Here is a 13,009-nt window from a genome sequence, read left to right as displayed (position 1 = left end):
CGTAAGGGCATCCTCCAAGCAGGGGCGCTCTGGCGGGGGATTGTTCGTGGAACGAGGTGTTACTGATTGTGTCTAGACTTCAGTAACCCTCCAAGAGTGAAATGCCATGACTTCTACCTATTACACGGGTGAAGAGCGCAGCAAGCGTATTTTCGCCATCGTCGGCGCCTCCTCGGGCAATTTGGTGGAATGGTTCGACTTTTATGTCTATGCCTTCTGCGCGATCTATTTTGCCCCGGCCTTTTTTCCTTCCGACGACCCAACCGTGCAGTTGCTCAACACCGCAGGGGTGTTTGCTGCCGGGTTTCTGATGCGCCCCATTGGTGGCTGGCTGTTCGGCAGGGTGGCTGACCGCCACGGCCGCAAGAATTCTATGATGATCTCGGTGCTGATGATGTGCGCCGGTTCCTTGGTCATTGCCTGTTTGCCGACCTACGCCTCGATTGGCGCCTGGGCACCGGCGCTGTTGTTGCTGGCGCGGCTGTTTCAAGGCCTGTCGGTAGGCGGTGAATATGGCACCACTGCCACTTACATGAGTGAAGTGGCCCTTCGCGGTCAGCGCGGCTTCTTTGCCTCGTTCCAATACGTGACCCTGATCGGCGGCCAGTTGCTGGCGGTGCTGGTGGTGGTCATCCTCCAACAGTTGCTCAGCGAGGATGAGCTGCGTGCCTGGGGCTGGCGGATTCCATTCGTGGTGGGCGCCGTCGCTGCGGTGATTTCGTTGTTCCTGCGTCGCTCGCTGGAAGAAACCAGCAGCGCCGAAACCCGAAACGACAAAGAGGCTGGCAGTATTTCCGGGTTGTTTCGCAACCATGCGGCAGCCTTTATCACCGTGCTCGGCTACACCGCTGGTGGTTCGTTGATTTTTTACACCTTCACCACCTACATGCAGAAGTACCTGGTGAACACCGCAGGCATGAGCGCCAAGACCGCGAGCTTCATCATGACCGGGGTGCTGTTCTTGTACATGTGTATGCAGCCGTTGTTCGGCATGCTCTCGGACCGCATAGGCCGGCGCAATTCGATGTTGCTGTTCGGCGCCTTGGGTACCTTGTTTACGGTACCGATCTTGATGGCCCTGAAGACGGTCACCAGTCCGTTGCTGGCGTTCGTATTGATCACCTTGGCGCTGTGCATCGTCAGTTTCTATACCTCGATCAGTGGGCTGGTCAAAGCCGAGATGTTCCCGCCGCAGGTGCGTGCCCTGGGCGTGGGCCTGGCTTACGCGGTGGCCAATGCGATGTTTGGCGGCTCCGCTGAATATGTGGCATTGGGGCTCAAGTCGATCGGGATGGAAAATACCTTTTACTGGTACGTTACCGTCATGATGGCCATTGCCTTTCTGTTCAGCCTGCGCCTGCCGAAGCAGGCCGCCTATCTGCACCACGACCATTGACCTGTTGAAGGACTTGTAGATGAACCCGCGACCGGGCAATCAGCTGTTCGATGCCTACTTCACCGCAACCGACATGCGTGAGGTGTTTTCCGATCAGGGACGAGTGCAGGGCATGCTCGACTTCGAAGCTGCCCTGGCCCGCGCCGAGGCGGCTGTAGGGGTGATTCCCCCGCAGGTGGTGGCACCGATCGAGGCTGCCTGTCAGGCCGGGCGCTATGATTTTGTCGCGTTGGCCGAGGCCATTGCTACGGCCGGTAACTCGGCAATTCCGTTGGTCAAGGCGCTGGGCAAGGTCATCGCCGCCGATGTCGCCGAAGCTGAACGCTATGTGCACCTGGGCGCCACCAGTCAGGATGCAATGGACAGCGGATTGGTCCTGCAACTGCGTCAGGCGCTGACGCTGATCGAGCGAGACCTGCTGCACCTCGGCGAATCCCTGGCGTTGCAGGCAGCGACGCATGCCGACACGCCCCTGGCCGGACGCACCTGGTTGCAACATGCAACGCCAGTCACCCTGGGCATGAAAATCGCCGGTTGGCTGGGGGCCTTGACCCGTCATCGTCAGCGCCTGCAGGAGCTCAAGCCTCGTTTGCTCACGGTGCAGTTCGGTGGTGCTTCCGGCACCTTGGCGGCGCTTGGCGACAAGGCTTTGCCGGTAGCCGAGGAACTGGCTCGTCAGCTGGGTCTGCAGCTACCGGAGCAGCCGTGGCACACCCAGCGCGATCGTCTGGTCGAGTTCGCCTCGGTGCTCGGCCTGATTGCCGGTAGCCTGGGCAAGATGGGGCGCGACATCAGCCTGCTGATGCAGACCGAAGCGGCCGAGGTGTTCGAACCGTCGGCGCCGGGCAAAGGTGGTTCCTCGACCATGCCGCATAAACGTAACCCGGTGGGGGCTGCGGTGCTCATTGGTGCTGCAACGCGGGTGCCGGGTCTGGTGTCCACACTCTTTGCCGCCATGCCACAGGAGCACGAACGCAGCCTGGGTTTGTGGCATGCCGAATGGGAAACCCTGCCGGACATCTGCTGCCTGGTCTCGGGGGCTTTGCGCCAGGCACAGATCATTGCCGATGGGTTGCAAGTCGATGCAGCGCGCATGCGCCAGAACCTCGACCTGACCCAGGGGCTGGTGCTGGCCGAGGCAGTCAGTATCGTGCTGGCGCAACGCCTGGGGCGCGATACCGCTCACCATTTGCTGGAAACCTGCTGCAAACGTGCAGTAGCTGAACAGCGCCACCTGCGCGCCGTGCTCGGCGACGATCCACAGGTGAGCGCAGAACTTGGTGCGGACGAACTTGATCGTCTGCTCGATCCGGCCCACTACCTCGGCCAGGCACGTGCCTGGGTCGAGCGAGCGTTGGCCGAACATCACCGTTTCAATGCTTGAAGGAGGCTGCAGTGGCACAGGTACAACTCGCCGATGGCGCACTACATTATCAACTCGACGGTCCCGAGGGCGCTCCGGTGTTGGTGCTATCCAACTCCCTGGGCACCGACCTGCATATGTGGGATACCCAGGTGCCGGCCTTTGCCGCGCATTTTCGCGTATTGCGCTACGACACCCGTGGTCATGGCGGCTCGCTGATAACCGAAGGACCCTATAGCATCGAGCAACTGGGCCAGGATGTACTGGCGTTGCTCGATGCCTTGAACATCGACCGTGCGCATTTCTGCGGCTTGTCCATGGGCGGTCTGATCGGACAATGGCTGGGGATCAATGCTGGCGAGCGCCTTGACCGCTTGATCGTCTGCAACACGGCGGCCAAGATCGGCTCGCCGGACACCTGGAATCCGCGCATCGAAATGGTCTTGCGCGACGGCAAGCAAGCCATGGTCGGCTTGCGTGATGCCTCTATCGAGCGCTGGTTCACGCCCGCCTATTCATCGAGCAATCCCGATCAGGCCAAGCGCATCACCGACATGCTCGCCGCCACCTCACCGCTAGGGTATGCGGCCAACTGCGGGGCGGTACGTGATGCCGACTTCCGTGATCAACTGGGTGAGATCCACGTACCGTTGCTGGTGATCTCCGGCAGCCATGATGCGGTCACACCGCCTGCGGGCGGGTTGTTCATCCAAGAGAACGTGCAGGGCGCCGAGTACGCCGAGTTCCATGCTGCGCACTTGTCCAATGTCGAAGTCGGCGAGCCGTTCAGCCGTCGGGTAATCGATTTTCTGCTGGCCCGCTGAGGAGCATTTGGTGGACGAAAAACAACGCTATGAAGAAGGCATGAAGGTGCGTCGTGCGGTGCTTGGCGACGCCCATGTCGATCGCAGCCTGAACAACCTGACGGACTTCAACGGCGAGTTCCAGGAAATGATCACTCGCCACGCCTGGGGGGATATCTGGACACGCCCGGGTCTGCCACGGCACACCCGCAGCCTGATCACCATTGCCATGCTGATCGGCATGAACCGCAATGATGAGCTCAAGCTGCACCTGCGCGCCGCCGCCAGCAATGGCGTTACCCGCGAGGAGATCAAGGAAGTGCTGATGCAGAGCGCAATCTACTGCGGTATTCCTGCGGCCAACGCGACGTTCCACCTGGCTGAGTCAGTGTGGGATGAACTGGGCGTCGAGTCGCGAGCCGAGTAACGCTCACACATCCCACCGGAGCGGGGCAAACCCGCTCCTACCGGCCAGGCATCAGCGCCACCGGCCCGGCATTGTTTTCGATGGCCTGTTTCAACTCCGGCCGCATTCCCAGCAGAAATGCCAGCTCGGCGACCACGAACAATGGCCCGACGATCAGGCCGCTGAGATCATCCACGAATGCCGGCTTGCGGCCTTCATAGTAGTGCCCGACAAACTGGATTATCCAGCCGAGGACAAACAATCCCAGCCCGGCACTCAACCAGACCAGGGTGCTTTGCAGCGCCAGCGCCTGACCAGCCCACAGGCACAAGCCCAGCAGCAACGCCATGATCAGACCGAACTGTTGATCCAGGCGCAGGTAGAACCAGGCTGTCAGCAAGGCCACCAGCAAGGCGGGCGACAGCCACATGCCCGCGATGTCCAGGCCAGGCCGCGACAGCAGCACTGTCACGGCGACCACGATCATCGGGATGCCGACGAAATGGGTGGCAATGTTGCGCGGGTCACGGTGGTAGGCAGCATACTGACTGAGGTATTCAACGAGGTTTTTCATTATTGTTCCTCCTGAAGGGTGACATGAGCATGCCCTGTACCTATTCCGGCTGTCTGTCGCCTAGCCGACAGAGTTGACCTTCGAGGCGTTATGAGCACCGATCCCACGTGGCACCAGTGCATGATCCAAGGCCACTGGTTCAAGCACCTGCCCTTATCCCTTCAGGATAGCCTGCTGCGGTCGGCCCGCCTGCGAGCGCTGGCGCCGGGGCAGGTGCTGTTCCAGCGCGGTGATGCACCGTGCGGGTTATACGCGGTGCTGTCTGGCAGCATGCGCGTGGGCGCGGTCAGCAGCGAGGGCAAGGAGGCCCTGTTGACCTTGGTGGAGGCACCGCAGTGGTTTGGGGAAATAAGCCTGTTCGACGGTCAGCCGCGCACCCATGATGCCCAGGCCGAAGGTGAGGTACGTCTGCTCTGGATACCGCAGGCGGCGCTGCTTTCATTGCTGGCGCTACAGCCTGGGTATTGGCGCGATTTTGCCTTGCTGATGAGCCAGAAGTTGCGCCTGGTGTTTGTCGCACTGGAGCAGCAAAGCCTGTTGGCCGCCGCACCACGCGTGGCCCTCCGGTTGCTGCAGATCGCCGCAGGTTACGGCGAAATGAATGACAGCCGGCGAGTATTGCAGCTGTCACAGGAGCAACTGGCGCTGATGCTGTCGCTGTCGCGCCAGACCACCAACCAGATCCTTAAGTCGTTGCAACAGGACGGGGCGCTGCGGCTGGGGTACGGCGAGATCGAAATTCTCGACCCCGCCCGTCTGCAGGCCTTGGCTAGTCCGGCTGGAACGGTGATTCGCTAAGAATGACCCCGGTTTCCTCGACGTACTTCTGCCACTGTTCCAGCAGCGCCTCGAGCTTGGCCGGTTGTGCCAGGGCCAGGTCGTCGATCTCTCCCGGGTCGTTGCTCAGGTCGTACAACTGCCAGGTGGCCGGGCCCACCGGACCAGGGATGTACACGGCTTTCCATTGACCTTGGCGGATCGCCCGGCGGCCGAACAGCTCCCAGCCGGTGACGGTGTGCTCATCGTGTACCTGTTCGGTTTCACCTGACAGGTAGCCGAGCCATGACTTGCCGCGCAGTGCAGCGACATCGCGTCCATGCCAACGCGTACCGGGATGACGAACGCCGGCGAGGTCGAGCAGGGTCGGCGTGACGTCCATCACCGTGCTGAACTGATGGCTGATTTGTCCCTGGCGTGACAGCGCCGGGTAGTGCACCAGCGCAGGAACGCGGATTCCACCTTCGCTGGTAAAGGCCTTGTACAAGCGCGAAGGAGCGGTCGCCGCCTGCGCCCATTGAGGGCCGTACCAGACATAGGAGTTGGCGCGGCCGATGTTCTCCAAGCTGTTGTCGTAATGCTGATCCAGATAGCTGGCCAGATGCGGACCGAATTTGGGGAAGGCTTCCAGCAGCGCGCCTTCGGCGCCGTTGTCGGACATGAACAACACCAGGGTGTTGTCCAACTGCCCCTGATTGCGCAGGTAATCCAGTACTCGGCCAATGTTCCAGTCCATGCGCTCGACCATCGCCGCGTAGACCTCCATGGACCGCGCCGAGCGTTGGCGTTGCTCATCGCTGAGCTTCTCCCAGTGATCGTCCACCGGGTGGGCGCGGGTGTCGGCCTTGATCAGACCGAGTTGACGTAGTTTATCCAGGCGTTCCTGACGCAGTACCGCAGGACCTGCATCGTAGCGGCCTTTGTAGCGGGCAACCACTTCGGCGGGCGCCTGCAATGGCCAGTGCGGAGCGGAGAAGGGCAGGTAGGCGAAGAAAGGTCGGCTCTGATCGCGTTCCTTGAGGTAGTGCAGCAATTTGTCGCCAAAGGCGTCGGAGGAATAGAAGTCTTCCGGCAATTGCTCGATGAAGGTCTGGTCCTCGATATACAGCGCCGGGGTGGATTTGAGCAGGCGCGGCGTTTGCTCATCGTAGGTGGGCTCGAAACCGTAGTGGTTGGCGGCACCCGGCAGCAGCGCGAAGGAACGCTCGAAACCGCGAGCATGGGGTGCCAGCTCGGCTTTGAGGCCCAGGTGCCACTTGCCACTCATCAGCGTCTGATAGCCCGCTTCGCGCAGCAGCTCCGGCAGGGCCACCACTCGATCATTGAGATAGCCCTCGTAACCCGGTTTGCCGATCAGCTCTGGGGTCAGGGCTTCGGCCATGGTGCCGATACCGGCAATATGGTGGTCGGTACCGGTAAGCAGCATCGAGCGGGTGGGCGAACAGGTTGGCGCTGTGTGGAAGTCGGTCAGGCGCAGGCCGGCAGTGGCCAGGGAGTCCAGATTCGGCGTGGCGATCTCGCCGCCGAAGGCGCCGAGGTCGGAGAATCCCAGATCATCGGCAACGATGACCAGAAAGTTGGGGCGTTGGCTCATGGTTGGTTCTCAATAGGCTAGGTAGGAAAGCGGCAGGTTGTGGATGTGTATGGGGGCGGGCGGCAAGTAACGGTCGTCGGCCGTCAGTTCATGCAGCAGCGCTTCGCGCAGACGATGAAATTCATAACTGGATCGTTGACGTGGGTGAGGCAGGTCGACGCTGTTGATGCGCTTGATGCGCCCCGGGCGTGGCTCCAGAACCACTACCCGGTCGGCCAGGAACAGCGCTTCTTCGACATCGTGGGTGACCAGCAAGGTGGTGACGCGGGAGCGTTCGCGGATCGCCAGCAGCTCTTCCTGCATCTGTTGTCGGGTCAGCGCATCAAGGGCGCCGAAAGGTTCATCGAGCAGCAGGATGCGCGGGTTGGCAACCAGGCCACGGGCGATAGCCACGCGTTGCGCCATCCCCCCGGAAAGTTGGTGCGGATAGGCCTGGCTGAAGTCCTGCAAGCCGACCAGGGCAATGTACTCAGCGATCCGTTGCTCGCGTTCAGGGCGCGTCAGGGAGTGATTGACCAGGCCCAGGGCAATGTTTTCGCGCACCGTCAGCCAAGGGAACAATCGATGCTCCTGAAACACGATGCCGCGCTCGCTGCCTATTCCATTTAGGGCCTGGCCGTCGATCAGGATCTGCCCCTGATAATCGTCGTCCAGGCCGATCAGCAGACGCAGCAGGGTGGACTTTCCGCAGCCGCTGGCGCCGACAATGGCCACGAACTCGCCGTCGGCGATCTGCAGGTTGAAATCTCGGATGGCCTCAAGCTCTCCACCTGCTACGGCGAAGTGTTTACCGACCTGATTGAAACTGACTAAAGCGTGGGCAATGGCATTCATGCTCGTCTCCAGCGCGTGGCGCGCGATTCGATGTATTGACCGAGAGCGCCTAACAGCGCGCCGGTGAGGCCGACCAGAAGCATGCCGGCCATGATCAGGTCCATGCGCAGCAGTTGCTGGGCGCCGATCATCAGGCTGCCGATACCGCCACCGGAGGGCATGAAGTACTCGGCACCGATGGTGCCCAGCCAGGCATAAATCAGGCCCACGCGCAGACCGGCGAAGATCCCCGGTGCCGCCCCCGGCAGCACCAGGCGCATCAGCCGTTGCGGCAAATTCAGATGCAGCACCCGCGCCGCTTCATCCAGTTGTGGTGAGCGGTTGGCAACGCTGCGCTGGGTGGCGATGAACAAGGGAAAGAACGCTGCCAGGCCGACAAATACCCATTTGGCCAGCTCTCCAAGACCGAACCAGGCGGTGAGCAATGGCACCCAGGCGAAGATCGCTATCTGCCGCAGGCCGGCAAGGCTGGGCCCGAGCAGGCGTTCGGCGCGGTGCGACAAACCCAACCACAGGCCCAGGGCAAAACCGAGGCCGCCACCGAGCACTAATCCCGCCAGGGCGCACCCGACACTTACCGCCAGGGCCGCCGTGAGGGTGCCGTCCACGACACCCTTCCAGGCCGTGCCCAGCACCTGCAGCGGTGCCACCAGAATATTACTGTCGACCCATTGCCACTGATTGGCCAACTGCCAGATGAGCAGGAGCGTCAGCGGTAGCAACAGGGCTTGCAGGCGTTCACTGCCCTGCAGAGGTTGGACCCGCAGTTCGGCGCCGGGTGGATGCGGCCAATACACCAGGCGGCGATCCAGCCAGCCGAGGCCACGGTCCATGACAAAACCGATCAGGCCGATAACCGCGATGCAGACAAAGACGATGTCGAGCATGAACAATTGCCGCGCCCACACCATCAAATAGCCGATGCCCTCGCTGGAGGCGAGTAGTTCAACGGCCAACAGCGAAGACCAGCCGGTGGCGAGTGCCAGGCGTACCCCGGCGAGAAAAGCCGGCAACGCTGCGGGCAGGATCAACCGGGTGATCAATAACCGGCGTGGAAGTTTGAGTACCGCAGCCGCTTCGCGCAGGCGTGGTTGCGCGTCACGCACGCCTACCAAGGTATGCAGGGTCACCGGCACGATGATCGCCTTGACCAGCACGACCAGCTTAAGCAACTCGCCAATGCCGAACAGCACCATGAACAACGGCACCCAGGCCAGCGTCGGGATCTGCGCCAGGGCATTGAACGTCGGCAGTATCAAGCGCTCGGCACGACGGCTGAAACCCAACCAGGCACCCAGCAGTGCTCCGCAGCTGACGCCTGCCAGCAAACCGATCAGCAGCCGCTGCAGGCTGATACTCAGATGCGCCCACAACTCACCGTGAGCCAGTTCCCGAGCGCTGTGCCAGACCAGGCTCGGAGCTGGCAAAATTTGCTCACTCATCCACAGGTTGCGACTGGCCAGCCACCACAGTGCAGCCAGACCCAACGGTAGATACCAGGCCTGCAGACGCGCCCAGTACACGGCGCCGAAAACACGCATACGTGTCGCCGGTGCAGGCAGGGATAGACTGGAAAGTGATGCTCGGGCCATGGGCGGATCTCCGTGGACTGGCTATGTTCATATTCCTTTCGGGTATATTTTTTAAAAAATAAATTCGAATAGGTGATAAGAGAACATTTAAAGCAGGCCAAAATGCGCAGGTCCAATGCCTTGAAGGCATATTTTTTTTGTCTGTCATGCATGGCCAAGGTAAGGCCCGGCAGTGCTTGTTTATGTTATTAAGTTATTAAAATGTAATTTATTAGTATTTATTTGATCTTTGCAGTTGTGCGTAGCGTGGACGCATCACTACAAGGAGTCGTCCGCCATGAACCTGTCGATTAGTCGTGTTTTCAGTTTGTTTGCCGCTCCCGCCCTGGCTGCGGTTGTGGGTTGGCTACCGCCACTGGCGCAGGCCGTTGAGGTCCGCGAAATACGCATTGCCGTACCCGATCTGAGTGCAGGTACCCAGCATTCAGGAGGTGGAGTTACCGATGTGTTGCGCACCCAGCAACTGCTGGAAAAAGCCTTCGCTGACGACGGCATCAAGATCCAGTGGAACTACTTCAAGGGAGCAGGGCCGGTCATCAACGAAGCCTTTGCCAATGGCCAGGTCGACTTCGCTTACCTGGGTGACCTGGCTGCGATCATCGGCAAGGCCAATGGCGTCGACACGCGCTTGCTGGCTTCTACTGGGCGCGGCATCAAGCACTACCTGGGCGTTTCACCGGGCAGTGGCATCAAGACCTTGCAGGACCTCAAGGGCAAGCGCGTGGCGATCTTCCGTGGTACCGCCAGCCAGTTGTCCTTCGATGCCGCCCTGGCTAGTCAGGGCCTGAGCGAAAAGGACTTGAAGATCATCAATCTTGATTTCAATGCATCGGTTGCCGCCTTGGCGGCCAGGCAAATAGACGCCACCTGGGGCCTGTCTGGCTTGACCGCGCTGCAGGAGCGCGGGCTTGCCGAGCTGCCGCTCAACACCAGGGACCTGGGTGGAGCGGGCAGCATCCAGGCCGTGCTGGTGGGTTCCGGTGCCTTCGTCGATGCTCACCCGCAACTGGTTCAGCGCCTGCTCGCGGCCCAGCAGCAGGCGGTGCAGTGGTTGAGCGATGAGAGCAACAAACAGGCCTATATTGAGCTGGTCTCGGGGCTGGCGAGCTATCCGCCGGTGATCCTGCAACGTGACTTGCAGGACGAAACGCTCGAATTCACCTTCCGCTCCAGCCTTGATCAACCCTTTCTCGACCAGCTTCAAGCCTCTGTCGATCTCGCCGCTGCCCAGCGCCTGATCCGCAAGCCATTCCAGGTGAGCCAGTGGCTGGCCCCCCAGGCTATCCGGCCAGTCCCTGTAGCGCAGGCTGCTGATCGAGGCTGATCAAGGTGTCGATCATTGCCCGCGCCGCTGGCGACAGGCGATAACCGCTGCGGCTGACAATGCCGCAGCGGGCATTGAGGCTGTCGAGGTTGGCCGGCAGGTTGCGCCAGTGCAGACGTACCAGGCGGCCTTGCTGGATGTCCTCGGCAAAGGCTTCCTCGGTGCCGATGCCGATGGCATCGCTGTCGAGCACTCGTCTCACCAGGGTCGGCAAGTGCTCGGTGAGCAATTGCGGGGTAAAGTCTGTCTTGCCGCTGAGGTTGGCCAGCAGCTTGCGCACTCCTGGCGGAATCAGCGTGGTGGCCAACGGGTAATCGAACATATCGTTGGTCGACACGCTGTCCTTGGCCAGCAATGGGTGCCCAGGGCGGCAGAAAAACAGGCCGCGACGGGCGCTCAATGGCAAGGTCTGGAAGTTCGGGTCAGCCTCGAACTGGCGGATATCGGCAATGAAAAATTCGATTTCCTCTCGATTCAGCGCGCGACTGAGTTTCTCCCAGTTGTCTACCTCAAGGCGGGTTTGTACTTTCGGGTGGGCCTGGAGAAACCGGGCCAATGCCTGAGGCACCAAGTTCACCGCCGGAGCCGGCCCGCAGCCGAAGTGCAACTCGCCAGCATCGAGTTTGGTCATCTGCAGCACTTCGCAACTCAATTGTGCAGCACCCTGGACCAGTCGCAAAGCGTGCTGCAGTACCACCTGGCCTTCGGGCGTGGGACGCAAGTCCTTGTTGCCGCGGTCAACCAGCACACAGCCAAACTCGTGTTCCAGGCCTTGGATGCTGCGGCTGAAGGCGGGTTGAGTGATGCCCATGGCATCGGCCGCGCGGACAAAACTGCGGTGTTCAGTAAGGGCGATGAAGTAACGCAGTTGGCGAAGATCCATATGCTTTCCCGGCATTCCAAAAATACGGCGAAGGTATTTGCCGCCACGAAGTCTCAGGTTTTAAATGCAAGCTCTTATTCCGTCAATGAAGCAATTGAATATCTGTTAGAGCTTATTTGCATATAGATAGCGCAAGTGTTTCGCCGGGATTTTTCCGAGAGCAGCCAGATGAGGGTCGTACCATGAGCAATGCCGCACACGCCGTAGCAGCCATCAACCCTGTGTTGGATATTCATCCGGTGGCCGGACGCATCGGCGTCGAGATTCGCGGGGTGCAGTTGAGCGCTGATCTTGAACCCGCGCTGATCGACGCGATTCAGGCCGCGTTGGTGGAACACAAGGTGATCTTCTTTCGCGCTCAGCATCATCTCGACGATCAGGGCCAGGAAGCCTTTGCCCATTTACTTGGCGAGCCGATTGCACACCCTACGGTGCCGGTACGTGAAGGCACGCGCTTTCTCCTGGAACTGGACAGCGAGCGCAGGGCCAATTCATGGCACACCGATGTAACCTTCGTCGATGCCTATCCCAAGGCGTCGATCCTGCGTTCGGTGGTCGCGCCGCAAGCAGGTGGCGACACGGTGTGGGCCAACACTGCTAGCGCTTATCAAGACCTTCCCGATGAACTCAAAGCCCTGGCCGATCAACTGTGGGCAGTGCACAGTAACGAATACGATTACGCAGCGGCCAAGCCGAATGTCACGCTTGAACAGCAGGAAAGCTATCGTCGTATTTTCACCTCAACCGTCTACGAAACCGAGCACCCGGTGGTGCGCGTACACCCAGTCAGCGGCGAAAGGCACTTGCTGCTTGGTCACTTCGTCAAACGCCTGAAAGGCTATTCGCAGTTTGATTCCACACACCTGTTCAACCTGCTGCAAAGCCATGTCACGCGCTTGGAGAACACCGTACGCTGGCGCTGGCAGGCGGGTGATGTGGCGATCTGGGATAACCGCGCTACCCAGCATTACGCGGTGGATGACTACGGCAACCAGAACCGTGTAGTGCGCCGGGTGACCTTGCAGGGCGATGTACCGGTGGGTGTCGCGGGGCAGCGTAGCCGCACCGTTCGCGGGGCGTAAGGATCGTCCGGCATACTTACCGCAGGTGCAGGGGGCAGCGGGAATAAAAAGGTTCTTCACTGAATCCTGTGGGGATGATCTTGGGGCTGGGCTGGGCTGGGCTGGGCTGGGATTTGAGTCTGCGAGCTTATCCATTCAATGCGGCGCCGCTGTTGGCCAATTGCGTAGTCAGTGACACATACGGCCAGGTGCTGATCCATTGGCATGGGCGGTTTGGAGTCACCTTTGCGCCCTTACGGCGCATTCCTTTTGTCTTGGCAAAAGGAATCAAAACCGTCTGTCCCTGCATCCGGCCCTGCGCTGTGCTCCGGGTCCCCTCGCTCCGGCATTGCTCCCGTCGGGACCGCACCGAAGGGCCGTCCTGGCCCTACGGTGCTCGCA

General features: G+C 60.7%; 12 protein-coding genes. 7 read left to right on the top strand and 5 right to left on the bottom strand.

The window, feature by feature from the left end:
- Positions 1–106: 106 nt before the first annotated feature.
- From V0R60_RS23435 to pcaC, 4 genes are read left to right on the top strand one after another with little or no spacing between them, the layout of a single operon-like run.
- Complete coding sequence (locus V0R60_RS23435; RefSeq protein ID WP_136474760.1) at positions 107–1,396, top strand: MFS family transporter; 1,290 nt, start codon at positions 107–109, stop codon at positions 1,394–1,396.
- 19 nt (positions 1,397–1,415) lie between these two features.
- Positions 1,416–2,780 carry a 3-carboxy-cis,cis-muconate cycloisomerase gene (locus V0R60_RS23430; protein ID WP_330080774.1) on the top strand — a complete coding sequence of 455 codons (1,365 nt, stop codon included), beginning with the start codon at positions 1,416–1,418 and terminating at the stop codon, positions 2,778–2,780.
- 11 nt (positions 2,781–2,791) lie between these two features.
- The gene (gene pcaD / locus V0R60_RS23425) at positions 2,792–3,583 is read left to right on the top strand and encodes a 3-oxoadipate enol-lactonase (RefSeq protein WP_330080773.1); all 792 of its coding nucleotides are present in this window, start codon (positions 2,792–2,794) and stop codon (positions 3,581–3,583) included.
- A 10-nt stretch (positions 3,584–3,593) separates the two neighbouring features.
- Positions 3,594–3,989, top strand: a complete 396-nt coding sequence (gene pcaC / locus V0R60_RS23420; RefSeq protein ID WP_136474763.1) for a 4-carboxymuconolactone decarboxylase — start codon at positions 3,594–3,596, stop codon at positions 3,987–3,989.
- A gap of 37 nt (positions 3,990–4,026) precedes the next feature.
- On the opposite strand, the gene V0R60_RS23415 is transcribed toward pcaC, so the two are convergent.
- Positions 4,027–4,542 carry an Mpo1 family 2-hydroxy fatty acid dioxygenase gene (locus V0R60_RS23415; RefSeq protein WP_136474764.1) on the bottom strand — a complete coding sequence of 172 codons (516 nt, stop codon included), beginning with the start codon at positions 4,540–4,542 and terminating at the stop codon, positions 4,027–4,029.
- 90 nt (positions 4,543–4,632) lie between these two features.
- On the opposite strand from V0R60_RS23415, the gene V0R60_RS23410 reads away from it, so the two are divergent.
- Entirely contained in the window at positions 4,633–5,340 is a 708-nt protein-coding gene (locus V0R60_RS23410; protein WP_330080772.1) for a Crp/Fnr family transcriptional regulator, read from the top strand.
- Here V0R60_RS23410 and V0R60_RS23405 read toward each other — a convergent pair.
- The 3 genes from V0R60_RS23405 to V0R60_RS23395 are packed head-to-tail and all read right to left on the bottom strand — an operon-like array spanning position 5,312 to position 9,339.
- Positions 5,312–6,913, bottom strand: a complete 1,602-nt coding sequence (locus V0R60_RS23405) for an arylsulfatase (RefSeq protein WP_330080771.1) — start codon at positions 6,911–6,913, stop codon at positions 5,312–5,314. The two genes, V0R60_RS23410 and V0R60_RS23405, sit on opposite strands and share 29 nt — an antisense overlap.
- Positions 6,914–6,922: 9 nt before the next feature.
- Positions 6,923–7,747, bottom strand: a complete 825-nt coding sequence (locus V0R60_RS23400; protein WP_330080770.1) for an ABC transporter ATP-binding protein — start codon at positions 7,745–7,747, stop codon at positions 6,923–6,925.
- The gene (locus V0R60_RS23395; protein WP_330080769.1) at positions 7,744–9,339 is read right to left on the bottom strand and encodes an ABC transporter permease; all 1,596 of its coding nucleotides are present in this window, start codon (positions 9,337–9,339) and stop codon (positions 7,744–7,746) included. The genes V0R60_RS23400 and V0R60_RS23395 overlap by 4 nt, the downstream gene beginning before the upstream one ends.
- 277 nt (positions 9,340–9,616) lie before the next feature.
- Here V0R60_RS23395 and V0R60_RS23390 point away from each other — a divergent pair, with 277 nt between their 5' ends.
- The gene (locus tag V0R60_RS23390) at positions 9,617–10,663 is read left to right on the top strand and encodes an ABC transporter substrate-binding protein (protein ID WP_330080768.1); all 1,047 of its coding nucleotides are present in this window, start codon (positions 9,617–9,619) and stop codon (positions 10,661–10,663) included.
- Here V0R60_RS23390 and V0R60_RS23385 read toward each other — a convergent pair.
- Positions 10,620–11,546, bottom strand: coding sequence for a LysR family transcriptional regulator (locus V0R60_RS23385; protein ID WP_330080767.1), 927 nt, complete (start codon positions 11,544–11,546; stop codon positions 10,620–10,622). The genes V0R60_RS23390 and V0R60_RS23385 overlap by 44 nt on opposite strands.
- Before the next feature lie 182 nt (positions 11,547–11,728).
- On the opposite strand from V0R60_RS23385, the gene V0R60_RS23380 reads away from it, so the two are divergent.
- A complete protein-coding gene (locus tag V0R60_RS23380; RefSeq protein WP_330080766.1) occupies positions 11,729–12,628 on the top strand; it encodes a TauD/TfdA dioxygenase family protein in 900 nt (299 codons plus the stop codon).
- Positions 12,629–13,009 lie beyond the last annotated feature (381 nt).

Origin of the sequence: Pseudomonas auratipiscis (genome assembly GCF_036324085.1) — a bacterium.
Lineage (GTDB): Bacteria > Pseudomonadota > Gammaproteobacteria > Pseudomonadales > Pseudomonadaceae > Aquipseudomonas > Aquipseudomonas auratipiscis.
Note: the sequence above shows the minus strand (reverse complement) of the source record. Positions and strands in the feature narration are given on the sequence as shown.

What these genes read in the sequence shown, in the direction of transcription:
- V0R60_RS23435 (WP_136474760.1), top strand. Translation starts at nt 107, where the DNA reads ATGACTTCTACCTATTACACGGGTGAAGAGCGCAGCAAGCGTATTTTC.
- V0R60_RS23430 (WP_330080774.1), top strand. Translation starts at nt 1,416, where the DNA reads ATGAACCCGCGACCGGGCAATCAGCTGTTCGATGCCTACTTCACCGCA.
- V0R60_RS23415 (WP_136474764.1), bottom strand. Translation starts at nt 4,542, where the DNA reads ATGAAAAACCTCGTTGAATACCTCAGTCAGTATGCTGCCTACCACCGT.
- V0R60_RS23410 (WP_330080772.1), top strand. Translation starts at nt 4,633, where the DNA reads ATGAGCACCGATCCCACGTGGCACCAGTGCATGATCCAAGGCCACTGG.
- V0R60_RS23405 (WP_330080771.1), bottom strand. Translation starts at nt 6,913, where the DNA reads ATGAGCCAACGCCCCAACTTTCTGGTCATCGTTGCCGATGATCTGGGA.
- V0R60_RS23400 (WP_330080770.1), bottom strand. Translation starts at nt 7,747, where the DNA reads ATGAATGCCATTGCCCACGCTTTAGTCAGTTTCAATCAGGTCGGTAAA.
- V0R60_RS23395 (WP_330080769.1), bottom strand. Translation starts at nt 9,339, where the DNA reads ATGGCCCGAGCATCACTTTCCAGTCTATCCCTGCCTGCACCGGCGACA.
- V0R60_RS23390 (WP_330080768.1), top strand. Translation starts at nt 9,617, where the DNA reads ATGAACCTGTCGATTAGTCGTGTTTTCAGTTTGTTTGCCGCTCCCGCC.
- V0R60_RS23385 (WP_330080767.1), bottom strand. Translation starts at nt 11,546, where the DNA reads ATGGATCTTCGCCAACTGCGTTACTTCATCGCCCTTACTGAACACCGC.
- V0R60_RS23380 (WP_330080766.1), top strand. Translation starts at nt 11,729, where the DNA reads ATGAGCAATGCCGCACACGCCGTAGCAGCCATCAACCCTGTGTTGGAT.